The 24,154-nt window shown below is 46.7% G+C and carries 18 protein-coding genes; 10 read left to right on the plus strand and 8 right to left on the minus strand.

Going from position 1 to position 24,154, the window contains the following annotated elements; genetic code table 11:
* Positions 1 to 80 precede the first annotated feature (80 nt).
* From NC994_RS08310 to NC994_RS08320, 3 genes are all read right to left on the minus strand, one after another.
* Positions 81 to 698 carry a peptidoglycan-binding protein gene (locus tag NC994_RS08310; RefSeq protein WP_190432696.1) on the minus strand — a complete coding sequence of 206 codons (618 nt, stop codon included), beginning with the start codon at positions 696 to 698 and terminating at the stop codon, positions 81 to 83.
* Between the two features lie 244 nt (positions 699 to 942).
* A complete protein-coding gene (gene cbiB / locus NC994_RS08315; protein ID WP_190432698.1) occupies positions 943 to 2,076 on the minus strand; it encodes an adenosylcobinamide-phosphate synthase CbiB in 1,134 nt (377 codons plus the stop codon).
* A complete protein-coding gene (locus NC994_RS08320) occupies positions 2,021 to 2,464 on the minus strand; it encodes an Rrf2 family transcriptional regulator (protein WP_190410794.1) in 444 nt (147 codons plus the stop codon). The genes cbiB and NC994_RS08320 overlap by 56 nt, the downstream gene beginning before the upstream one ends.
* Before the next feature lie 394 nt (positions 2,465 to 2,858).
* On the opposite strand from NC994_RS08320, the gene NC994_RS08325 reads away from it, so the two are divergent.
* Positions 2,859 to 3,272 (plus strand): AbrB family transcriptional regulator, encoded by a 414-nt coding sequence (locus tag NC994_RS08325; RefSeq protein WP_190410793.1) that lies wholly within the window; start codon positions 2,859 to 2,861, stop codon positions 3,270 to 3,272.
* Positions 3,273 to 3,351: 79 nt separating this feature from the next.
* On the opposite strand, the gene NC994_RS08330 is transcribed toward NC994_RS08325, so the two are convergent.
* Positions 3,352 to 5,310: a chloride channel protein gene (locus NC994_RS08330; protein WP_190432700.1), complete on the minus strand. Its 1,959-nt coding sequence runs from the start codon at positions 5,308 to 5,310 to the stop codon at positions 3,352 to 3,354.
* Positions 5,311 to 5,569: 259 nt separating this feature from the next.
* Between NC994_RS08330 and NC994_RS08335 the strand changes: the two genes are divergently transcribed.
* On the plus strand, positions 5,570 to 5,695 hold the full coding sequence (locus NC994_RS08335) for a hypothetical protein (RefSeq protein ID WP_277879652.1): 126 nt from the start codon (positions 5,570 to 5,572) through the stop codon (positions 5,693 to 5,695).
* A gap of 550 nt (positions 5,696 to 6,245) precedes the next feature.
* Positions 6,246 to 7,898 carry an alpha-amylase family glycosyl hydrolase gene (locus tag NC994_RS08340; RefSeq protein WP_190432702.1) on the plus strand — a complete coding sequence of 551 codons (1,653 nt, stop codon included), beginning with the start codon at positions 6,246 to 6,248 and terminating at the stop codon, positions 7,896 to 7,898.
* A 367-nt stretch (positions 7,899 to 8,265) separates the two neighbouring features.
* Here NC994_RS08340 and NC994_RS08345 read toward each other — a convergent pair whose 3' ends face one another.
* The gene (locus NC994_RS08345) at positions 8,266 to 8,499 is read right to left on the minus strand and encodes a hypothetical protein (protein ID WP_190410789.1); all 234 of its coding nucleotides are present in this window, start codon (positions 8,497 to 8,499) and stop codon (positions 8,266 to 8,268) included.
* A 490-nt stretch (positions 8,500 to 8,989) separates the two neighbouring features.
* Here NC994_RS08345 and NC994_RS08350 point away from each other — a divergent pair, with 490 nt between their 5' ends.
* The 5 genes from NC994_RS08350 to proB all read left to right on the plus strand — a co-directional run bounded on the left by NC994_RS08350 (position 8,990) and on the right by proB (position 14,749).
* Positions 8,990 to 10,657: an alpha-amylase family glycosyl hydrolase gene (locus NC994_RS08350; protein WP_190432705.1), complete on the plus strand. Its 1,668-nt coding sequence runs from the start codon at positions 8,990 to 8,992 to the stop codon at positions 10,655 to 10,657.
* 195 nt (positions 10,658 to 10,852) lie between these two features.
* Positions 10,853 to 11,422 carry a DUF3727 domain-containing protein gene (locus tag NC994_RS08355; RefSeq protein WP_190410787.1) on the plus strand — a complete coding sequence of 190 codons (570 nt, stop codon included), beginning with the start codon at positions 10,853 to 10,855 and terminating at the stop codon, positions 11,420 to 11,422.
* A gap of 110 nt (positions 11,423 to 11,532) precedes the next feature.
* On the plus strand, positions 11,533 to 12,618 hold the full coding sequence (gene mltG / locus NC994_RS08360; RefSeq protein WP_190410786.1) for an endolytic transglycosylase MltG: 1,086 nt from the start codon (positions 11,533 to 11,535) through the stop codon (positions 12,616 to 12,618).
* Positions 12,619 to 12,785: 167 nt separating this feature from the next.
* On the plus strand, positions 12,786 to 13,334 hold the full coding sequence (locus NC994_RS08365) for a YqeG family HAD IIIA-type phosphatase (RefSeq protein WP_190430624.1): 549 nt from the start codon (positions 12,786 to 12,788) through the stop codon (positions 13,332 to 13,334).
* Between the two features lie 305 nt (positions 13,335 to 13,639).
* On the plus strand, positions 13,640 to 14,749 hold the full coding sequence (gene proB, locus NC994_RS08370) for a glutamate 5-kinase (protein ID WP_190410784.1): 1,110 nt from the start codon (positions 13,640 to 13,642) through the stop codon (positions 14,747 to 14,749).
* Between the two features lie 44 nt (positions 14,750 to 14,793).
* On the opposite strand, the gene NC994_RS08375 is transcribed toward proB, so the two are convergent.
* Entirely contained in the window at positions 14,794 to 15,951 is a 1,158-nt protein-coding gene (locus tag NC994_RS08375; RefSeq protein WP_190432707.1) for a helix-turn-helix domain-containing protein, read from the minus strand.
* Positions 15,952 to 17,553: 1,602 nt separating this feature from the next.
* Here NC994_RS08375 and NC994_RS08380 point away from each other — a divergent pair.
* Positions 17,554 to 18,531, plus strand: a complete 978-nt coding sequence (locus tag NC994_RS08380; protein ID WP_190432709.1) for a DUF2382 domain-containing protein — start codon at positions 17,554 to 17,556, stop codon at positions 18,529 to 18,531.
* A 163-nt stretch (positions 18,532 to 18,694) separates the two neighbouring features.
* Here NC994_RS08380 and NC994_RS08385 read toward each other — a convergent pair whose 3' ends face one another.
* Positions 18,695 to 21,340: a DUF3536 domain-containing protein gene (locus NC994_RS08385; RefSeq protein ID WP_190432711.1), complete on the minus strand. Its 2,646-nt coding sequence runs from the start codon at positions 21,338 to 21,340 to the stop codon at positions 18,695 to 18,697.
* A 492-nt stretch (positions 21,341 to 21,832) separates the two neighbouring features.
* On the opposite strand from NC994_RS08385, the gene cax reads away from it, so the two are divergent.
* Entirely contained in the window at positions 21,833 to 22,954 is a 1,122-nt protein-coding gene (cax, locus tag NC994_RS08390; RefSeq protein WP_190410779.1) for a calcium/proton exchanger, read from the plus strand.
* A 360-nt stretch (positions 22,955 to 23,314) separates the two neighbouring features.
* Here the strand turns inward: cax and NC994_RS08395 are convergent, their stop codons facing one another.
* Positions 23,315 to 24,136, minus strand: coding sequence for a tetratricopeptide repeat protein (locus NC994_RS08395; RefSeq protein ID WP_190432822.1), 822 nt, complete (start codon positions 24,134 to 24,136; stop codon positions 23,315 to 23,317).
* Positions 24,137 to 24,154: the final 18 nt, after the last annotated feature.

Raw genomic sequence — 24,154 nt, forward strand, 5'->3', positions numbered from 1 at the left:
AAAAATAACTTCCTGTTCCTACCAGGAACAGGAAGTTATGTCATTAAGTATAGATAGCTCAATCTCATCAAGCTATAAGATTAGTCAGCGGCAAGTGCTGCTTTCGTTCTTTGCCCAACGATTCCGTCAGCGAATAGCCCTCTGCTCTGCTGAAATCTGGTGACGGAGGTCTCGGTCAACCGACCATAGTATCCAGTAATTGGCCCGTTGTAATAGCCCAAGGCTTTCAAAGTATTTTGAAGCCTCGTTACAGAGGAACCGCTGCTGCCGCGTTTCAGGGTGCTGCTGCCAAAACCACCCCCCGTAATCGGTTCATCATAATTACCACCCCGATTTTCTAGAGCTGCTAGAGTTCGGGAGCCTGCAACGCCATCGGCTCTCAGTCCAACCGCTCGCTGAAAACTGCTGACGGATGCCTGCGTCAATTGACCGTAGTATCCAGTAACCGGGCCGTTATAGAAGCCTGCGATTTTTAGATTTCTCTGAAGCGTGGCGACTTGAGAACCGCTATTCCCTCTCTGGAGTGCTAATGCATGACCGGCTGTCCCGATAACGGATAAGGCAAGGGCAACGGATAGTAATCGAATCCATGCTGAACTTGGAAGCGGGTTCCGATTTTGGAACAATTTAAATTGGTGAGGCTCCGAGTTAGGGTCTTCGTAATTGGCAGATAAATGAAGATATGCAAGAGTTTCCATCGTTTTAGTCGCAGATGATGACTTCGTAGGTCAGACTTAGGCGATCGCTTCCGTGCTTTAGCGGGGGTTAAGTTTTTAGGTCGCATCTCCTCATTGGCATTTCACTTGACCAATCACTAAAAAGTGCGATCGCTTTCCCAGATGAATCAGTGATTGATTACCCTTCAACTGGTTGCTCTATATTCAAAGATATGCTTACACGTATTCAGTAGCCATCGCCCGTTGAGTTCACCTGATAGGGCGATTAAAAAGTCATCAAGTTGATTCCAAGCGAGCGCCCATTTCTAAACCCCAACAGCAGCAAGATAGCGATCGCTATCCCCAACCAAATCAAAAAGTTATATCGTGTTAACTGCAAGGCTTGTTGAATGCATTCTGAATTGATAGGCTGGAGGTCATCTCCCAGTAAGGCTTTGTGTTTAGCAACGCCACGATACCAATTTGTGCCCCCCACCTGAACGCCTAAAATTGCCGCATAGGCGCACTCACTCCAGCCAGAGTTGGGACTAGGATCTTTCGTCGCATCGCGTTGACAAATACTCCAAACATACCCAGGTTTTCTAGATAGTAAAGCCAAGGTAATCACCGTGAATCGGCAGGGCAACCAAGTCAGGATATCTTCTAATTTGGCACTAAACCAACCCAAATCGGTGTAGGGTGGTTCTCGATAGCCGACCATTGAATCTAGGGTACTGGCGGCTTTATAGGCAAGGGCGAGAGGAACCGTTCCTAGTAAAGGTAAAAATGCCCCGATAATCGCATAAAAAAGGGGTGCCATTACTCCATCGGTAGCATTTTCTGTGACGGTTTCCAAAACAGCCCGAAGAATTTCTGTTTTATGAAGATTTTCGGTATCACGCCCTACATATTGGCTTAACTTAGAACGCGCCGCGACAAGATCGTTCTCATTTAGAGGTTGCAAGACATCTTCAGCAGCAGCTCTCAAACTTCGACCGGCGAAACAACTGGCGAGTAAAATACTTTCTATCGCAATTCCTAAAAAAGGATGCACCCAGTTCGCTGCGTGAACGATTAACCACCCCATCCCGTAGCTGCCAGTTATCAGCCCAATTCCTAAAATTACTCCAGCCCATCGGAGCGTGAGAGGATGACTAAATAATTGGAAAGCCATCTGGCTGTAGCGAGAAATTAGCCAGCCCATGACTCGGACTGGGTGAGGCCAACCCCACGGATCGCCGATGATGTAATCAAAAAGGGAAGCGATCGCTAATGATAGGACTGAGGAATGAGAAAGCAGGACTGCGGCAAATAAATCTTGGAAATTCACAACACCAAAGCTGCTAGAGATCCGCTGACAGTTTCTATACAACAAAACTGGTTTCTTCGCCTTGGGCTGCTTGCCAACTGCGAGCGTCATAGTAAAGGTCTGCCAGTGTAATACTGTACAACGCTTCTTTAAGTTTTTGATGCAATCGGTGCCAAAGTGTAAACGTTACCCAATCCTCAGCAAGCTCTGCATCTGGGGTATGGCGAGGCAGCGGTTCAATTGTTTCACCGACTGCTTCTAATATTTGTCCTAGGGAAATTTGTGCTGGGACGCGGGATAGTTGATACCCCCCCTGGGCACCTCGAACTGATTGGACTAACCCAGATCGACGTAACTCTATCAACAATTTTTCCAGATAGGGTGCGGGTAAGTCTTGCCGAGTTGCGATCGCTTTTACAGAAGTTGGTCCATACCCAGGTTGTAGACTCAAATCCAGCAGTGCTTTAACACTGTAGTGTCCGCGGGTTGTCAGCTTCATACTGGAAAATATTCCTTAGGGTAATGGATAATTAGTCAGTGGTCATGAGGCGGTAGTCAATGGAAAAAAAAACAGCTCAGAAGCGATCGCTAATGATAGACTAACGACTACCCTACAGCGTACCCCCTTCATTTTTTCTCAGGTTGATGCTGTGAGGAACTCCGATCATCGAGATGCATCGGTTGTTCGCAAGGCACAGATATTTATGCTTAAGCAAGAACTTGGATTAAAAAGGTTAGTAGTGAATAAATTATCGATCTTATTGAACTAGCTTTCCCCAATCCGTATGATATAGTTTTATGAGCTGATATAAAGCTAAGCTAAAATTAGCTTAGAAACAGTCAGTCGAAAACACTGTACACACTCGCTATTCCTTACTTTTCGCTCCAAGTTGATGAATAAAAAGAAAAAGATCGATCCCTTAACGGGGGAAGCGCTAGTCAAGAAAGTTAAAGAGCTAGAAAACCTCAGCAAAGAAGAAAAGGCTAGAGCCTGCGGTTACTACACTGTTACCAAAAGCGGTGTAGAGCGGGTGAATATGATGAAGTTCCTGAATGCTCTCATTGATGCTGAAGGAATTGAGTTAGACGGCAAACAAAATGGTAACGGACGTGGCGGTCGAAGTGCCAGCTACAAAATTAGCGTGCAATCGAACGGCAACTTACTGATTGGTTCTGCCTACACCAAACAAATGGGTCTAAGGGCAGGGGATGAGTTTGAAATCTCTCTGGGACGGAAGCACATTCATCTGCGGCAACTGGATAGAGAAGAAGGCGCTGAAGACGAAGAATTGGAAGAGGCATCCTAAAACTTTAGTTTTAGTTAGCAGTTATTCGTAATGAGTCATTGATTTGTAACCAATGACTCATTAACGATTCTCTAAATTTTCAAACTGTTTGCTTGAGGGGCGGTAAATTTAACTCTTTCGACACTGGATTGAGGGGAAGATAGCGGCGCAGTGTCTTGCGAGTGGCAGCGACACTATAAGCTAAAGCGATTCCCTCTTGTTCCAGCACACCTAACACTTGTTGGGGGCGATCGCGGTCAACGACGGGTAACTGGTGGAGACCGCGTGCTGCCATCCGGTCTATCGCTTCTGCTACCGATTCCTCAGGGTTTGCATACAGAATTTCAGTGGTACAGATGTCAGCAACTGGCTGATGAGCCAGATGACTGGTTAAATTGTTCGAGACATTGCAAAGAACGTTGTTTGTTTCTACGGTTTCAGTAGGAGCGGTAACTGGCGTTCGAGCTGTAGACATTGCTCGATTAATATCCTGCAAAGTGACGATGCCAATTAACTGCTCGGCATCATCAATGACTAAAGCACTGCGGCAGCGACCATTGGTTAAAGCTAAACCTGCCTCTAATACTGATAAAGAACCACTCAGCATCAAACCTGGTACTTGCATTGCTTCTGCAACTAACATTTGTTGCAAAATTTCTAACTGCTGGTCTTTCTCCACATTGAGTTCCAGCTGTTGGAGATTTTGACCTTTCGTTGGCGCTGACTTGAAGCGCTCCACTAGCCAAATGCTCAAACCGACTGCTGCCATCAGCGGCAAAACAATCCGGTAGTCGCGCGTTAGCTCAAACATTAACAGTATCGCTGTCAGGGGTGCCCTAGCGCTGCCAGCAAGAACGGCTGCCATTCCCACCATCGCGTAAGCTGGAGGTGCGGCAATCTGAATCGGTACGCCTGGAAGCATCGCTGCCAGAATTTTTCCATATGCTGCCCCCAAAGAAGCACCGAGGAACATGGCAGGGGCAAAGATACCCCCCACCAAACCGCTACCCAGACTAATTGCCGTCACGATCAGCTTGACTGCTAGCAAGGCGAGGAGTAACCCCAACGGAAAATCCACATCCTGAAGCATAGCGGCAATTGTTTCGTAACCGATGCCCAGAATTTGGGGCCACTGCAAAGCAACCAAGCCCAAACAGGCACCGCCAATTATCGGACAAAGCGATCGCGGTATCTTTCCCAGCCACTCAAAACCGGCAATCTGTCCCCGAAAGAAACTTCGAGCCAGTTGAATTGACTGGGTATAGGTCAGCGACACCAAACTTGCTAATACCCCCAATCCCAGATAAAGCGGTAATTCTAGAGGACTACGGACTTCATAGACGGGCAGCGTAAAAGCTGGTTGGGCACCCAAACCAATCTGAGCAATTAAAGACGCCACAACTGCTGCCAGCAATACGACGCTAACCGCTGAAGTTGCAAAGGTGGTTCCCAAGACCACCTCTAAGGCAAAGAAAACCCCGGCAATCGGGGCATTAAAACCCGCCGCCAGACCCGCCGCTGCTCCAGCACCCAAGAGTAACTGCTGCCTTTCTCTGGAGACTTGCAGCACTTGACCGAGCAGCATTCCAAAATTGCCGCCAATTTCCACGCTCGGCCCTTCTGGGCCTAAAGAGGCTCCACTACCGAGGGAAACAGCAGCCGCTACCATCTTGGTGACGGGTCGCAGGGGTAGCAACTCTCGGACGCCTTGGGCAGCAGCAATCAGCGAAGAAATATTCGGCCCAAAATCGGGCCAAGCAAGACGCATTAAACCAACGATTAATCCTCCCAAAATGGGAATACAAGCTAAAGTCCAGGCACCCCAGCCTCCAATTATCCCCATCACCCCTTCCAGCATCAAGCTGTGGATGACAGTGATTAAATAGTGAAACGTGACAACGCCCATCCCGGTGCCGGTGCCAATTAGTACAGCCAACAGCAGGACGACGCTTTCGGGTGAGGGTTCGAGTCGATTGAGAATTTTAGTAAGACGAGAAGCCGGAGAAGTTGGTGCGGATGATTCCGCCAACAGCACATCTGACAATGGAGTGGCGCTCATTGATGGAGGTTAACAGGAAAAATGAGAAAAAGCTTAATTTTTATTCATGATTTTCATTGTAACTGCGAGCGATTGGCTATCAGCTTCAAAAGGCGAACAATTAGGGAAAATTTTGGGTTTTTAGCCTGCATAAACAGAGCATCCGGCATTTTGCTCGTTTTATGGTTTGCATGATGTGCAACTTTGATGTGTGAAAGCTTAATTTCTATCCATAGCGATCGCTAGAGATATACTGTTTGCCACTCTCAAACAAAGCCGGTTGAATCAGGAAGCAACCCAACTCGAATCTGGAGCAGCCATTCAACGTCTGTGTGTGTTGGCGTTGTCTGCGGCTGTGCGTCTGCTTCAATTCCTCAAAGGCTTGAAGATGTCACTCAATCAGTAACAGTCATCTTCTGTGATTCCCAGCAGTATTGCCTCACAGAGCTTGCACCCATACTTAATGGTCACTTAATAGTTGCATCCCAAAACAATGAACTCTTGTCCTCCCCTAAGGTTGGCTTAGGCAACTTAATTGCTCTACTAGACGGTTGACTCGGCTAGTAAAGCCAACAGACTACCGAAATTGCCACTCTTTTTCAGGATCTGCGACAGTTTGATTCTCTGTGTCTCGGTTGGTCTTTAGCTTCTTGCCTATATGTGTATACACAGTAGTCGCTTGCAAAGGGACGCAGGGGTGGGGTTCTCCCCTATTTCAGCCAACTGAAATAGGTAAATTTTTTCTACAACCGATCGCAACAATAACGCTAAATTCGGCATTAATCGCTATTAATCGCTGAAATTCAGCTTAAATTACCTTTAGCATTCATTACCACTTCTCTCCTGGGAATTAGGGCACCAGAGGCAACTTTATTTCTCAAGAACGATACCTCAGCGGGATGAAAAGGAGAAAATACTGCTCTAAGCATTTTTTTCATCAAACTCCAAACACTTCTATGGCAACTCCGATTGAATTTAATTTATTTGCTCCCTATAACAATGGAGCTGCTTTAATTGGGGATTTTTCTAACTGGGAAAGCATCCCAATGAAAAAAGGTAATGATGGTTATTTCCGTACCACAGTTGAACTGGAAGATGGAGTTTATCAATACAAATTCCGTGTTCAATCCAAATCTTGGTTCTTTGAACCAGATCAATGGATAGAGGTAGTTGACCCCTACGCCACCGATATTGATAATCCCACCCAAAACGGTGTTGTGAGAATTAAAGATGGTGAGCGGATTGTGGATACATACGTTTGGCAACATGACGATAAGCCACTGCCAAGCGATCGCGAATTAGTCATTTACGAATTGCACGTTGGCGACTTCTCCGGTGGTGAAGATGATCCCTACGCTCGAGGCAAATACGAACACGTTGTAGAAAAATTAGATTACCTATGCGAGTTAGGAGTTAATGCCATTGAGTTAATGCCAGTGAAGGAGTATCCAGGGGACCATAGCTGGGGCTATAATCCTCGTCACTTCTTTGCTACAGAATCCAGTTATGGCACAACTGAAGGGTTAAAAAACCTAATTGATGAGTGTCATGGTCGTGGAATTCGCGTCATTATGGACGGAATTTTTAACCACTCAGAAGCAGAAAGTCCACTGACGCAAATAGACCACGATTATTGGTACCATCATTCTCCGCGCGACCCTGATAATAACTGGGGGCCAGAGTTTAACTATGAACACTATGATGAAAATCTAGATCTTAAGCCTGCATGGAAGTTTGTTGGCGATACCGTGCGCTTTTGGATTCAGGAATTTCACATTGATGGCATTCGCTACGATGCAGCCAGACAAATTGCCAACTACGATTTCATGCACTGGATTGTTCAGGAAGCAAAAAATGCAGCTGGGCCAAAGCCGTTTTACAATATTGCCGAACACATTCCTGAAACCCCCAGCATTACGAATGTAGATGGACCAATGGATGGCTGCTGGCATGACAGTTTCTATCACTGCATTCTAGAACATATCTGCGGCGATACCTTTGACTTAGAGCGTCTCAAGGATGCCATTGACTGCAAGCGGCAAGGCTTCATGGGTGCTACGAATGTTGTGAATTACCTGACGAATCACGACCACAATCATGTTTTAGCTGAGTTAGGCGATCGCGGCATTTTGGATGAAGAAGCATTTAAGCGGAGAAAGTTAGGTTCTGTCATCAATATGACCGCTGTCGGCGTACCTCTGCTGTGGATGGGTGAAGAGTTCGGAGAGTATAAATACAAAACAACTGAACAAGCAAAAATTGATTGGACGCTCTTAGGTCATGACCTCAATCGCGGAATGTTTGAATTTATCAAAGGCTTGATTCATCTCCGTAAAAATAATCATGCCCTCTACACCGAAAATATTGACTTTATCCATGAAGATCCAGAAGCAAAGGTATTAGCCTACAGCCGCTGGAATGGCGAGGGTTCTCGTGTTGTCGTTCTTGCAAACTTCTCTGACAATTTCCTAGGAGGCTATCACGTTCCTAACTTCCCCGAACCAGGAACCTGGCACGAATGGACTGGCGATTATGATGTCGAAGCAGGGGAGGATGGCATCCAGCTCGACTTAGGAAGTTACGAAGCCAAAGTATTAGTTTGGCAGTAATCGAAACTTTCCAAAGCCTTGAACAGTAGCTTCTCTTTGCCGCCCTTAAAAAAGCAAAAAACTACTGTGTCTATACAGTGAACCTGCCAGTCTCGTTTTACTCCCCGTTAGCCGCTGCGCTAATGCTCTGCTATGGCGCAGCGTGGATTGGGGAATTGAATTATTCGTTAATATACTGCCTCACAACTCGAATGGTATTAAATGGATAGGTTTAGGAAAACAATTATTTCCTAAAATAAGTATTGATTAGAGCCTTGCTTTTTAAGAAGCGAAGTTTCAACCCTTACTAGACGTGAGAGCCGAAACCCATAAAGCTAATGAAGCAACAACTCTATTAGATACATTGCCTAAAAATCAGTGGATAATTTTAAGCACTTTTCAGTTGCTGACTCTGCGTACTGGGTGCTAAAGCCCAACCTTCGCATCTTAATTTTTGGTAGGTTGCCCAACCCTTAGAACCGCCTGGAACTGGATAGTCTGGTACAGCATATTCGGGAAAAGCCGTATAAGGTCGCCACGGTTGATTGGGTGCGGTTCGTAAATGCAACAACTTTTCTCCACTGACTCCCATCGCTGGCAACCAACACATTTGTTTCAACATTTGAAACTCCTTAATTCAGCTTAGAAATAATTGATTAATCAGACAATCTCTTTCTAGGAAAAACTAGATAGTAACTGCTGCAAAGCAGTAAGCAAGCATGATAAATGCAAGACCGAGACTAAGAGTAGAAAGTAGGGGAAGCCATTGTAATGTACCCATCTTCAGCTCCTTTGAGCTGTTATTTATGACCCGATCTTCCCTATTCATCTCTGAATTGACATCTCTCGCTAGCCTTATTTGCAGTCTTTTTAAACCTATCTCTTAAAGTTTAGAAAACAGTTTTTGTCTACTACTCCAGATATAAAAATCCGGAAGTTAGTTAATTTTGTTTTTGAAGATACAAACTTTATTAATGTTCTGCTATTTCTCAAGATAGATAATTCAGTATAATTCATTACTAAACTTTAAAATTATAAATGCAGGCTTCAAAAAAGTTTGCAAAGAACCATTGGTCAACTAAGTAAGCGAATCTACTTCATTAAAAGGTTTTATGGCAGCAGTTGAATTCAATTTATTTGCTCCTCGCAACCAAGGAGCGGCGTTAATCGGCTCTTTTTCTAACTGGAAAAACATTCCAATGGAAAAAGGTAAGGATGGCTATTTCCGAACCCAGGTAGACTTGGAGGATGGCATTTATCAATATAAATTTCGAGTTCAATCGAAAAGCCCAAAATTTGAACCCGATCAATGGGTGGATGTAATCGACCCATACGCTACAGACGTTGATGAAGCAAGAGGCCACAGTGTCGCGCGGATCAAAGATGGGAAGCGAATTGTTGATACTTACGTTTGGCAGCATGACGATACGCTCTTGCCAGACAATCACGAATTAGTCATCTATGAAATGCACGTTGCAGATTTTTCCGGTGGTGAAGATGACCCACACCAGCGAGGCAAATACCAAGACGCGATCGCTAAGTTAGATCATTTGAGCGAACTCGGAATTAATGCCATCGAATTGATGCCAGTAAATGAGTATCCCGGTGATTACAATTGGGGCTATACAGTCCGCCACTACTTCGCTACAGAATCCAGTTACGGCTCCACAGAAGATTTGAAGCGGTTTATTGACGAGTGTCATGGTCGAGGCATTCGCGTTTTCATGGATGGGATTTATAACCACACAGATGAAGAATGCCCGTTAATGCTGATTGACCGGAATTACTGGTATTACGAGCATATGCATTATCCAGAAGACCCGGGTAATTACTGGGGACCAGAATTTAACTACGACAACTACGACGAAAAGTTAGATGTTAAGCCTGCTTGGAAATACGTCGGAGATGTGGTGCGTTTCTGGGTTCAGGAATATCACATTGATGGGATTCGCTTTGATGCCGTGCGCCAATTGGCAAATTATGAATTTTTGGATTGGCTTGCGAAGCAAGCCAAGAAAAATACTGCTCCTAAGCCGTTCTACAACATTGCCGAACATATTCCCGATACCAAAACCGTAGTTTATCCAGAAGGTCCGCTGGATGGTTGTTGGCATGAAAGTTTTCGCTACTTTGTGCTTCCACATATTTGTGGCGAAATGTTTGAATTAGAAAAACTGAAGGAAGTTTTAGATCCCAGAAGGCAGGGTTATACGGCTGCTACGAATGTAGTGAATTATTTGGCAACTCACGACCGCCAACGTTTGATGAGAGAATTAGGCGATCGCGGGATTTTTGACAAAGCCGCATTTGGCAGAGCGAAGTTAGGAGCTGTTTTGTTAATGACGGCGGTAGGTGTGCCAATGCTCTGGATGGGAGAAGAGTTTGGAGAATACCAGCGCAAAAGTGAAAACGTGACTCAGCCAAAGAAAATTGCTTGGCCTTTGTTGTCACAAGACTTAAATCAAGATTTGTTTGAGTATTACAAAAGATTAATCGCTCTCCGGAAAGAAAATCTGGCTCTTTGTAGCGACAACATTGAGTATTTTCACGAAAATCCAGAGGCGAAAGTTTTGGCGTACTACCGTTGGAACGAACCCGGTTCCCGTGTGGTTGTTGTAGCGAATTTCTCAGATAAGTCTCTGTCAGGGTATCGCATTCCTAACTTCCCATCCTCTGGGACGTGGCAGGATTGGATGAATAACTCCCGCATCGAAGCTGGAGAGGATGGCTCTCTAGTTGACTTGCCAGAGTACGAAGCGAAGGTGTTTGTCTGTCAGTAACCGAATCTATTGCTTGGAAGAATCTTTCAACTCAAGGAGGGACAATTGATAAATTGTCCCTCCTTGACGTATAGCGTCTCTACAACTCTTATGCCGTGATATCCTGATTTTTGCAAGCTACTTCCCCACGGTGTGCAAACTTTGGGGTTGGAGTTTTTTAGTCCACAATCTCACGTTGATAGCAGCATATCTGCAATGTTCTCATCCCAACCCCCTGAAGAGAATGGGTCTTCCGTCCAAACCGTCTCGTTGACGGATGAATCCGGGCGATCGCTTAGTTGTTACATTGAGCATTCAATAGAAGTAGATGGTGAAGAATACGTCATCCTCCTGCCGGTAGATTCACCTGTAGAAATTGTGGCGTGGGACGAGGAGAAGGAGGAGGAAGAAGCCACCTTAGTCGAAGACGACGCCGAAATTGACGAAGTTTTTCCTACGGCTCAAGCAGTCCTGGCAGAGCGGAATCTCGCCTTAAAGCGAACCGCATTTGCTCTGACTGTTGCCGGTGAACTGCCTGCGGTTGAAGAGGAAGAAATCCTCACCTTGGAAATCGAAGATGACGATACTCAGCTCGAACCAGAGGAATTTCAGTTTCTAGCCAGCTTTTATCACAAAGAACAAGAATACACAATATACACGCCTCTAGATCCGCTGCTACTGTTTGCGCGGATTAATAGTGCGGGTGAACCAGTGCTACTTTCCCCTGAGGAATTTAAAAAAGTGCAACCGCTGCTGGAAGATCAGCTATTTGATGAAATGGAATAGGTAAAGAATTAAAAATTAGAAATTGAAAATTAAATATGAAGAATTTTCTTTTTTTAATTTTTAATTTTGCCTTCTTAATTCCATGACAGCGGTTGTTACCCGCAATCAAGATGAAAGCAATCCAACGCATCTCCAAATGGACGTTTTATCTCGCCTTAATCCCAGCAACGCTTGGACTCTGTGCATGGCAGGGTTGGGCGTGGTGGAGCTGGGCGAGTGCGCCCCCCGTTGCCGAAACTCAACCGTCAGCGAATGCTGGAAAAGATACATCAGTGCTAATCCGGATTCCTCAAGGAACCTCGGCGCAGCAGATAGGGCGCGATCTAGAAGCAGCAGGGTTGATTCGCTCCGCTGATGCTTGGAAGCTATGGACGTTTTGGTTGGACTTGCAAAAGCGACCGGGTGGGTTTAAAGCTGGGACTTACCAGTTGTCACCCACCCAGCCGCTGCCAGCGATCGCTGATAAAATTTGGACGGGCGATGTAGTGCAGCTTTCCTTCACAATCCCTGAAGGATGGTCGCTTCAGCAAATGGCGGCTTACTTTGAATCTCAGGGATTTTTCAAAAGCGAAGAATTTCTCACTGCCGCAACTCAGATTCCCAAAGACCAGTATCCTTGGCTACCTGCGGATTTGCCTTATTTAGAAGGTTTTTTGTACCCGGATACCTACAAGCTAAATAGCGATCGCATCACCCCCCAAGCCATCATCAAACAAATGCTAGATCGCTTTGAACAGGTGGCACTCCCCATCTATCAACAAGCGCCAAACAAAACCCAGATACCTCTTCTTCAATGGGTGACATTGGCTAGTATTGTCGAAAAAGAGGCAGTGATTCCGGTCGAACGCCCTCAGATTGCTGGTGTGTTTACACAACGCCTTCAGAAAGGGATGAGACTGGAATCCGATCCAACAGTTGAGTATGGACTCGGCATTCGGCAAACAGCGGATCAGCCCTTAACTTTGGCTCAGGTGAGGACAGCCTCCCCCTACAATACTTATCTCAACGCAGGATTGCCCCCAACTCCCATCGCCAGCCCTGGCTTAGGAAGTCTCAAAGCCACTCTCAATCCTGAAAAAACAGACTACCTCTTTTTTGTGGCTCGCTACGATGGCACCCATGTGTTTAGTCGGACGCTACAAGAACACCAAGCCGCTACAAACGCGATTCGCCAACAACGGCAACAAAGCCGCTAACAACAGTACCACGGTTGGTCTAGTCGCCAAGCTGCCAATAAGTCTAATTAAGATCGGGGAAGTTGGACTTGCAACTACTAGCAATCCCATTGATAACTTTGCCGGGTTGAAAAAGCTCTTACCTGGGAGTTCTCCTAACAACTCACACTTACAATTAAAAACTGCTTATGTCCTGGGTAACACGGTTACAGCCTGACTTAATTCTGGGCAGACCTATTGTGAGTCTGACCCCCGATCTTCTCCAGCAATATCATCTCAAAGGTTTAGTCTTGGATGTCGATGACACGCTGGTACCCCTAAAAGCAGCCGAGGCGTCTGAAGAACTCGTGGAATGGGTGAAGGAAATTAGACAGGTGGCGACGCTATGGCTGGTGAGTAATAACTTGAGCGAAAACCGAATTAGTGGCATCGCTCGCTCGTTAAATTTGCCTTACATTACCAGCGCTGCTAAGCCATCGCGGCGCAAGCTGCGGCAGGCTGTCACCGCGATGAACCTTCCTATTGAACAAGTGGGGATGGTGGGCGATCGCTTATTTACAGACGTTTTAGCAGGCAACCGACTCGGTATGTTTACCATTCTCGTCGAGCCGATGCTTGACCCAGCGCTTGCCGTGCGCTCTTATCCAGTCCGTACCTTTGAGGTCTGGATGTCCCAAGCCTTGGGCGTCTCGTTCACCGCAAAGCAACAAAACTTAAAAAATCCAGACAAATCCTGAAAAACCAAAATATAAAGAAATAATTATGAGATTCTCGATTGTCAAAAATCCCTGGCATTATACATATGGTTCAAATGGGGTCAGCCAATATAAAGACCCTAAACATTAATCCCCGTGAATACCTGTGTAAAGCGTCAGTTCCCAGATGGAGGAGCTGGCGTTTTACAATTTGGAATGGGAAATCGGCTGAAGCTAATCACTCATTGCCAATTCCCAGCCTCCAGACGCGATAAATCGCATCTGATTTATCGCGTCTCGACAAGCTGCTTTTCCTCCCCTCTACTCCCCTGCGCCCCCTCTCTTCTGTGAGTCAAACCCTTGTCATCAAAATTGGTACTTCCAGCCTGACATCGCCTGAAACAGGTCATCTGGCTCTTTCCACCATCGCTGCCTTAGTAGAAACCCTCACAGATTTACGGCGGCAAGGTTATAAAGTGGTGCTAGTTTCTTCGGGTGCTGTCGGAGTGGGTTGCGCCCGCTTGGGACTCGTGCAACGTCCGCGCACCCTAGCACTCAAACAAGCAGTGGCAGCAGTCGGTCAGGGACGCCTGATGCGCGTATACGATGACTTTTTTACAACCTTAGAACAACCCATTGCCCAGGTTCTCCTGACTCGCAGTAGCTTCAAAGAACGCTCAGCTTATATCAACGCCTCCAACACCTTTCGGGAACTGTTGCGGTTGGGCGTCATCCCCGTGGTGAATGAAAATGACACCGTAGCCGTAGAGGAACTGAAATTTGGGGATAATGATACGCTTTCAGCCCTAGTCGCCAGCTTGATAGAGGCAGATTGGCTATTTTTAATGACCGATGTAGACCGACTGTACTCCGCCGATCCGCGTCAAGTTCCGGATGCTCAGCCAATCGCTCTAGTAAACCACATTGATGAGCTGGAAGAATTACAAGTGCAAACAGGCGATCGCGGCTCTCAATGGGGCACAGGTGGCATGGTTACAAAAATTACTGCCGCCCGCATCGCTACCAGCGCCGGAGTTCGGACAGTCATCACCGAAGGGCGATTTCCCCGCAACATCCAAAAAATCTTGCAAGGAGAACCCCTCGGCACTCAGTTTGAACCCCGCGACACGATGGGCAATGCCCGTAAGCGCTGGATTGCCCACGGGTTGATTCCCGCTGGGAAGCTATATCTGGATAAGGGAGCGATCGCGGCAATTAGTCAGGCAGGAAAATCCCTCTTAGCTGCTGGGATTACCCTAGTCGAGGGAGACTTCCAGGCGTCAGACGCTGTGCAGTTATGCGACCCCCAAGGACGGGAAATAGCTAGAGGGCTGGTGAACTACAGCAGCGACGAGCTACAGCAAATTAGTGGACGCCGTTCCGAAGAAATTCCTGCCATTTTAGGCTACGCCGGTGCAGAAACCGTCGTCCATCGAGATAATCTTGTCATTAGTTAGTCAGCAGTCAGTTGTTTTTTCTGCCAATAACTAATAACAAATGACTAATTACGACTAATTGCTTCAGGCGGAGCAATATCAGGCCCAACCGCCACTCCTTTCTGACCCGCCTTTAAACCGGGTTTCGCAGCAGGTTTCACAGGACGATGCGACTCAGAAGCAGATGAGTTGTTAGGAACATCCGGTGGAGAATCAGCAGACGCTGATGATTGTGAATGGTTTGACATCAACGCGAGTCCCCCCACTGCCCCTGCCACTAGCGCAGCATAGCCCACGTATAAATGAACTGTATTGAGCTGAAATCCAAATCCTGGCACTGATTTCGGTCGGTACCAAGAAGGCAGTACAGATTTTGCAGGATCGGGCGCGGGTAAGGAAGCAGCCATTGCAGCACCATCTAACCCCAAGGCGACCCCCATCCGGCGAATAAAACCTCGGACATAGATATCCTCAGGCAAATGCTCGAAGCAACCGACTTCCAAAGCCTGAATGTGATGAAGCGGCACGAGTGTTTGATTGTGAAGTTGCCGCAGAGTCATTGACTGTGCATGACGTGCTTGCCCTAATTGCTGACCAATTTGACGCAGGCACTCTTGCCGTTGCTCATCTGCGATTTGCGCTGCCAGTTCCGCCTTAGAGAGCTTTTTGAGTGGTTTGGGAAAAACCGGATCTGGGCTGGTTGGCAGAGGCAGTGGCGTAATGTCTACTAAATCGGCAGGTGAGGCATTCATACTGCGTCCTTGGTCATTCGTTAAAGTTAAGTCATTCGTCGTTGATTCTGGGTGATTAACGGATGACTGTTCGCTATGGACTGATGACTCTTGAGGCTGAGTGCTGGCTTGCGGCTCTTGTTGATTGTTACCAATTTCTGGAGATGTGACTGGGACAACCTTATAAGTTTTCGCAAACTGCTGGAACGCTAGCCGGATGGCTTCTCTCCCTACTGCCTTAACCATAATCTGGGCACTCCCAGCAGCTTCTCCCAAGATTGTCTGTAACCCAGCCAAGGCACGATTGTAGACTTCGCTGCTATGGAGTTCAGATTCTATCCGGCTAAGGATAGACCGTAATACTTCCTGAGAAATTTCAATGGTTGGGCTTTCGGTAATACCGCTACCATATGCCGATTGTAATGCCATGACTTTTCTTGTCGAGCGTGCTTGAGGAAAACCAAACTTATGCGATCGCTCGCGAGCGTGCATTCCTGAGAGCCTAAAACGGCTCCCCACGACGGTTACAGGGGCTTTTCACCCATAACTGACGGTGAATTCGCAGGCTGTTTGAGCTATCTGAGTAAAGTATTCGGCAAGCGGGAACTAGATTCCGGATCGAGCAAAAGTCAATTTTCTCTGTTCAGCGGCGTCACTTAGAACCTGAAGTGCGTTTAAACTTAATAAATTAAAATAACAATTTTCGCCTTATTTAGAATCCAGGGGTCAGACTGAGGATAGATTCTGGCTCCTGGATTCTGTAGAGACCTTGTGGTGGTCAGTCTCAACTTGGCTCCTGACAACTGAATGCAATTTGGCGGTTTAGTGCTGACGGCGGTTTCCTGGCTGGTAATCTTTAACCCAGCAGCGTTCCAAAAGGTGAATTCTGTAACAATACGAGAAGCGGCGGGGATTGAGCACTAATTTAGTTTTGGAACTAAACAGGGGCTGATTGAGAAACTGCCACAGAGGGAACCGAATCTTGCCGTTTTGGGGAGCCATAGTTTGAAAATTCCAGATAGCAGTAGTACAAAACAGGGGCACCGTGCATCTATCTATGGTGACATCTGCTTGGTTAATATTACCTTGCCAAAGATTACTACAAATTTGCTTGGGTTAGATTACGGAATCTCTAGAAAGTGTTTTTGCAAACTCTGTACTTCCACGGATGCGCTGTTGAACTGCCCAGTTAGGGTACTCTGCTACTAGAGCGTAAGCGCTATGTAAGTGCTCTTCTAGAGAGCGTATCAAGATATTTCAAGGAGCAGCTCAACAATTGAATTTTAGGTACTTATACTTAATAGATGTAGCGAGATTTTCTACTACTACCAAAGATAGAAAAAATTTATAGGCGAGCAGACTTAAATAAATTTACAAATCTTAAAATATCAGGGGCACCAAGGCTAGTAAATTGCGTAAGTTTTAATCTGCAAAGATCGACTACAACCTCAATTAAGTTCACAAGATACAGCAATCCTACTCAAGTTGTGATGATTCAGGGCTTGAGATACCCAACTTCTTAGAAGTTGGGTATCTTGCCTTCGGGAATCATTTAGAACTGCTGTAGCAATCTTATTCGACTTGTGAAATAAAAAAACTGCGTAAGCGATGCTGACGTACACAATCTCCGCTTTAGGCGCAAAGAAGGCCAAGGAAAGCTCAGAAGCAGTCTATTAGTTTTACAAAATATTGAATCTAAGATTGCAAGAGCAATTCATCTCATTCAAAAAATGTTAGATGCTTCTCTTAGGTTAAGAATAATTTAATCTTTTGAAGAGTTTATTAATTAAATTCTATATCTATCCATTGAAATATATACATACCTGTCTGAAGGGAGATAAAAAATCAAAACTTGTTGCTTTCATTAGCAAATATAGAAAGATAATTGGTAATTATTTGTAAAAAAAACTTATTTTTATCTCTACTTAATAATTAACTGACAAAAACTGAGCAAATGCTCCATAATTGTGCATCCTCTTTAGGGCTTATGTATTGAATTTATTGAAGTCAGTCGCTAGCCAGATGGAGCCAGCGTAGAGACTTTTAGCATAGATACATAAGAAATACACAAGAAATTTGGAGGAAAAGAAAAGCATGGTTTTATACAAGCTTGAAGATTTCGACACAGACTATCAAGACACTTTTGGCGGTGAAGACGTTAAGGGATTTGACGTCTATTCAGATATCAGCGATGACAAGGTTGGTAACGTCAAAAATATCTTAGTTGATGAATCGGGGCGTTTCCGCTATTTAGTTGTTGATACAGGCTTCTGGGTTTTCGGTAAGCAAGTATTGCTACCAGTGGGTCGTTCTCGGATCGACTATGATAATCGGCACGTCTACGCTGTTGGGCTTACCAAAGAGCAAGTAGAAAATTTACCGGAATTTGGCGACGAGCTCAAGGTTGATTACGATTACGAAGAGCAGGTGAGAGGAGTTTATCGCAACTCGGCGGTAGAGCCATCTGTGGAAACATCGGCACCGATAAACACAGCAACACCTTTAGATGCATCTGCACCTTTGGGCGCACCTGTTGTGGAACCTAGTTACGCCGCTCCGATGGCAGGTGCTGTACCTGTTGAGGATAATTATGAAGCTTACGATCGCGATCGCTACAATTATCAGCAAGAGCCATCTTTGTACGATATGAACGATCGGGATCATCAAACCCTCAAGTTGTACGAAGAACGGTTGATTGCTAATAAAACCCGCCAGAAAACAGGCGAGGTAGCGGTTGGTAAACACGTTGAAACTGAGACAGCGCGAGTTTCAGTCCCCATTGAAAGGGAGCGAGTGATCGTTGAGCGCGTGACTCCAGCAGATGCGGGAAGAGCTGTTACTCCGGGCGAAGCTGCCTTCCAGGAAGGGGAAGCTGCACGGGTGGAAATCTACGAAGAAACTCCTAACATTCAAAAGGAAGCTTTTGTACGTGAGGAAGTCAGAATCAGAAAAGAAGTAGATCGTGAAACGGTTAATGCTGAAGAACAGCTTCGTCGAGAAGAACTGGATGTGAATAGTAACGATCTGCCCATTCGGGATCAAAACATCCGCACCGATCGCGATCGCATCTAATCGCGTAGAGGCTACACCCTTTTGAATCTGAAATAATGGGTGAAATGCTTCAAGTGTAAATATTAAGGGGTAGGTTACAAAACCTACCCCTTAATATTTGAGAGCAGCTAATCGATTCAGGTAATGGGTGATTCGTCGGACAATTCCCCATTACCCGTGACATTTATGACAGTTGGTTCAACCAGGGACTGACATCTACAGCTAGCTTTTGACCGAGTAATAGCAACTGACGTAGCTGAGACGAATTGCCGTTAGTTTCTGACTCCAGCAGAGGCACAATTTGGCTGTGGAGACAGCTAAAGTAGAGTTCTTGAGGGCGATGCAAAGATAAGCCGAGGTGTAGCTGATTGCCTACAGAAATCATCCGCTCTAAGCGTTGGATATCTGCTTCTAGAGTGGCTGGGTTAGAGTCGTGCAGAAGCTTCCAGAGCGATCGCAAGATCAACTGCTCTAAAGTTTGCTTGGCATCGGGGATATTCAACTGACAGCGCAGTTGATTCGCTTCTTTCGCGATCGCTTCCAGTTCTGCCAGCTGATTTAAACCTTGCTGGGGTTCGCCGTTTTCTTGCTCCAGTGCCCGTAGAGACATCCGGGCGCGGTTAGAAATTGCCACTTCTGCGGCTACTTGCAACTCTTGCGGAACGGGCAGCTCATCGCGCTGGAACGCCATCAAGATGCCGTAGTTATCCCGGTAAACCTGCGTATAAAGCTGGTCTAGGCGGGTTAAAGTTTTCTGACTGAGCAGCCGCATAATCCGGTGCCGTTCTTCAGCAAATAATTTCTGCAAATTGAATGAATTACCCCCAAATAGTTGGGACATCGCCAGGATCGCGTGAGCAGCACTCGCCTGTTGCAGCGCCGCAAACAGCTTTTCCTTCATCTGGCTATAAGTCCGGCGACCGCCAAATGGTTGAATGCAGCAATGGAAATCCCAGCCGCCCAAATGAAGAACGGCAAAGACTAAATGAGTACTTTCCCAGGTAATTTCTGAAGTTAGTCGCAGTTGGCCCACCGCTAGAGTCAGCGATCCCATGCGTTGCATCTGGTAATCCAACTGATGGGCATCGTAACAGTAGACCCGCTGTTGCTGGGGATAGGTGGTGAATAGGGAACTGATAGCATAGTGTGCTGCCACTTGCTCTATACCAATCTGGGCACTGACTACCAGCTGCCGATACACCTCAGCTCCGTGCTTGAATAAATCAACATTACTGGGAGCTTGGGAGAGGCGTTTGATAAATCCTTTTTCCAACTGCACACCAGAGACATCACCGGCAAGTTCTAAGGCTCTAGCAGCGTAGCGGAGAATCTGCGTTCCTTCGGGTCTTGAGAGTTCTTCAAAAAACCAGCCGCAACTGGTGTACATCAGCAGACTATGGCGCTGCATCTCCAATAGGCGCAGGGCATCTACTTGTTCTGATGGTGTTAGTTTGCGGGTGCGATGGCGGGCGAGGAAGCGCTCTACATTGGCAGGAGAGCGATCGCGAATTACGTGGATATATTCATCCCGTGTAGCCCAGGGATCGCGGAAGAACTGGCGACCCGTTTCTTCATAAACTTTGCTTAACTGATCCCGCAACCAATCTAGGGCATTCCGCAGGGGACGCCGCCATTTCTGATGCCAAACGCCACCTTCGCCACCGCAACCGCAATCATCCTGCCATCGATTCACTCCGTGAGCGCAACTCCAAGCCGTGACTGGCTTCAGTTCCACTTCCCAGGCGGGAGGATTCAGACTCAGATAATGGGCATAGTTGGTGACAGTCCAGCCGCGCCGGGGAAACTCGTCTACAAAGGCGAAGGCTAAGGTTTTCTCTGTACCGCTTTTGTGGTGTCCAAAGGTTTCGCCATCTGTGCCAACAGAGATGAGCTGCGAAGTCCGGCGATCCCCGCGCACTGCTGAACCGATGCGCCCAGCTAGCGTACCCGCCCAGCCCAGTACATCGTTAAATCCCATGTCCCGCGAGATGGGGCCATCGTAGAAAAAGATATCGATGTAAGGGGTATCGGAGGTTTGGTTGGTGGGGAATGAATACTCAGCACTGAGGGGTGAATCTTGCGTGCTGAGTGTGGGTTTCAGATAACAGCGATAGGGACGGGTGGGATCGATCTGAGAACCGCCCACTTCCAACCACTGGGTCACGGGCTGCTCGTCTGTGGGGATCGGGCGGCAACGTTCAGCTTGAGAAGGTGCTAAAACAATGAATTTAATTCCTTCTGCAACTAATGCTTCTAAAGTTGCATAGTCTACGGCAGTCTCAGCCAGCCACATTCCTTCGGGATCTCGCCCAAATCGGGAGCGGAAGTCTTCTTTACCCCAGCGGATTTGGGTGTACTTATCCCGCTCGTTGGCAAGCGGCATGATGATGTGATTGTAGACTTGCGCGATCGCATTGCCGTGTCCGTTCAGGCGATCGCTACTTTTGCGATCCGCTTCCAGAATTCGCTGATATACCTCCACGTCGTAGCGTTCCAGCCACGACATCAATGTGGGACCAATATTAAAGCTGAAATACTCATAGTTATTCACGATCCCCACGACTTCGCCCCGGTCATTTAGCACTCTGGCAAAGGCATTCGGGCGATAGCATTCATGGTGAATCCGCTCATTCCAATCATGGAACGGAGACGCACTCGGCTGCCGTTCAATCGCATCTAGATAAGGGTTTTCGCGGGGCGGTTGGTAAAAATGACCGTGAACCGTAACATAAACGCCGGTAGCCGTTTGCAGGGGATCGGTTGCTACACTGGTGTTTGCTGTTCCCTCAGCAGAATACTGTGAAGCTGGTCTTTCAGCAGCAGAAGTCATAGGATCGCATCCAAAATTAGTAAAAAATTAGGGTCAATAACTTATCCCGATAGACTGAGCATCCCCGCGTTTACTTGAACGCCAGGGAAACAGCAAGTTAAATCAGTCCATCTGGAGAAGGCGAAGACTCACCACCCAAACATGGTAAAGACTCTTGGGGGCGAAGCCTTCTCTCCTTAAATGGGGGGATCAAAGCAATCGGTTTAACATCCAATTATTTTGCCCGTACCGATGAGCAACTGCCTGTGCCCCATGCCGGTAACGGTCAATGAACAAAATTGAAAAGCCAGGATAGTTACTTGTTACTTACATGATTCAAGCGTAATGCTGCCATGCTTGGAACACTAACTTCATGCAAATGAATAGTAAATTAACTTTGCTTAAGGAATCCTGCATCTAAAGAAATATTCTGTTACATACTCAAAGACTGAAAGAAGCCAGAACACTCAACAAGCGGCTATCCTAGACACGAGCTAAATACGAATAATTTGGATGCTGTCTCTAAACACGCTTTTTTCCATTCTTTTGTTGTTTATCCCTATTTCCATTACGGCCCACTTTCTGGAATGGGGATCGTCAGTCGTCTTCATCACCGCTTGTCTGGGGATTATTCCCCTTGCCGCTTGGATGGGCACCGCCACAGAGGAAATCGCGGTTGTTCTTGGCCCCTCCTTGGGAGGACTGCTGAATGCTACTTTTGGCAACGCCACCGAACTCATTATCTCCCTCGTTGCCCTCAACGCGGGGCTGGTGGATGTCGTCAAAGCGAGTATCACCGGCTCTATTATCAGCAACTTACTCCTGGTCATGGGCTTTTCCATGCTATTGGGGGGCTTGCGCTTCAAAGAGCAGGAATTTCAGCCAATGGTGGCAGGGGTAAATGCCTCGGCAATGAACCTAGCAGTGATTGCAATGCTGTTACCAACCGCGATGGACTATACCTCCACCGGGATTGATGAAGCCATCGTCCAGCAACTTTCGGTCGCCGTTGCCGTAGTATTAATCGGAGTCTATGGGTTGACGCTGCTATTTTCGATGAAGACCCACAGCTATCTCTACGATGCGGGTGTGGCAGAACAGGAGATACTCACTGAGTTAGCTGAGTCAAATCTCGCTCCAGAAGATCCGGAACATAAAGTTAACCTGCCCCTATGGATTGGAGTGCTATTAGGCGCAACGCTACTGGTTGCGGCGGAGTCGGAACTATTGGTTTCCTCCTTGGAAGAAGCCACCTCCCAACTGGGTCTGACGGCGCTGTTTACAGGGGTGATCCTGGTTCCGATTATTGGCAATGCTGCCGAACACGCTACCGCTGTCACCGTAGCGATGAAAAATAAGATGGATCTTTCTATCTCAGTGGCGGTGGGTTCTAGCTTGCAGATTGCCTTATTTGTGGCTCCGGTTCTCGTTCTGACAGGTTGGGCGTTGCACAAACCGATGGATTTGGACTTCAACCCGTTTGAATTGGTGGCAGTGGCGGTGTCGGTACTCATTGCCAATTCGATTAGTTCTGATGGCAAGTCGAACTGGTTAGAAGGTACGCTGCTATTGGCTGCTTATGCAATTTTGGCGTTGGCTTTTTACTTCCACCCAGTCATGGGGGGGATTGGGTAGAAAGACAAAAGGTAAAAGTTCTTTCTTCGAGCTTTTGTGTTTTGTGATGCCTCCTCCGGCGTCTATCGATTGTTAGAAAAGGCGATCGCTAACCTGAATGGGTGATTCTTTTTTACCTGGCAGGGTGAGGGGGAATTGTGGCAAGGCAGATTACCTTGGAACTGTAGAAAAGTTTTGATTCGCTTCCAGGTCATCCCTAGAAGTGAATCAAAACCGCGATCGCCCTTTCTCACTAAACGCGATCGCTATTTATATACAGAAGCTCTATACGGAAAATTCCTCAATCAAAAAACCGCTTTCTTTAAGAAGGCGGTTTTCTGATATTTGTGGCACAAACCTTAGGGGTAGTTGCAATCGCCTTTATTGTAGACTCAGAAATTTCTCTAAGGCGGCAACCATGACTGGAGGCCAACGGCGAACATTTTTTACCCAGTTAATATCTTTATAGCGGCGATCCATTCCGACAACGGCAACCCAGTTACTTTCGGCTTCACCCCGATTTCCCTGTTCCCAGAGAGCAGCGGTAAGGGCAGCTCGCATATCAGGAAACTGGGGATATTTACGAACAATATTCTTCATAGTGCGAATCGCTTCTTTTTGCTCGCCCATTTGATACAGCGCGATCGCATAATTGGCTCTGGCAAACGCAAAATTAGGAGCGAGATCGGCGGCTTTTTTGTAGTCAGCGATCGCTTCCTCCCACTCGCCCAATCCCGCTTTGGCATTCCCCCGGTTGTTGTAAGCCATTGCATCCTTGGGATCGATTTCCAGCACCCGATTGTAATCGGCGATCGCTTCCAAATATTTCCCCTGTCCTTCTAATGCTGTGCCGCGATTCAGGTAGGGATCGGTGGCGTCTGGAGCAAGTTCAATAGATTTATTAAAGTCAGCGATCGCCTCTGACAATTTATTCTGGCTTACCTTGGAATTTCCCCGATTGCTCCAAATAGCCGGATTACTGGGAAATCGCTCAATTAGCTGTGTCCAAAGCCCTTCAGCCGTAACAAAATCACCGGCATTTGTCGCGGTAAACGCTTTAGCCGCTAGTTCGTCTCCTTCCTGCAACTCAGTTTCCGTGTAAGTGGAAGGTGGTTCTTGGGCGATCGCTGGCGGCGCATTCACGAACCCAGTTGAAACAGTAATAAACAGAATGCTCAGTAAAGTCAGAATCCAACGAATCATATTATCTTGGCTTTTAGA

This window comes from Trichocoleus sp. AS-A1 (assembly GCF_039962015.1).
Lineage (GTDB): Bacteria > Cyanobacteriota > Cyanobacteriia > Cyanobacteriales > FACHB-T130 > FACHB-T130.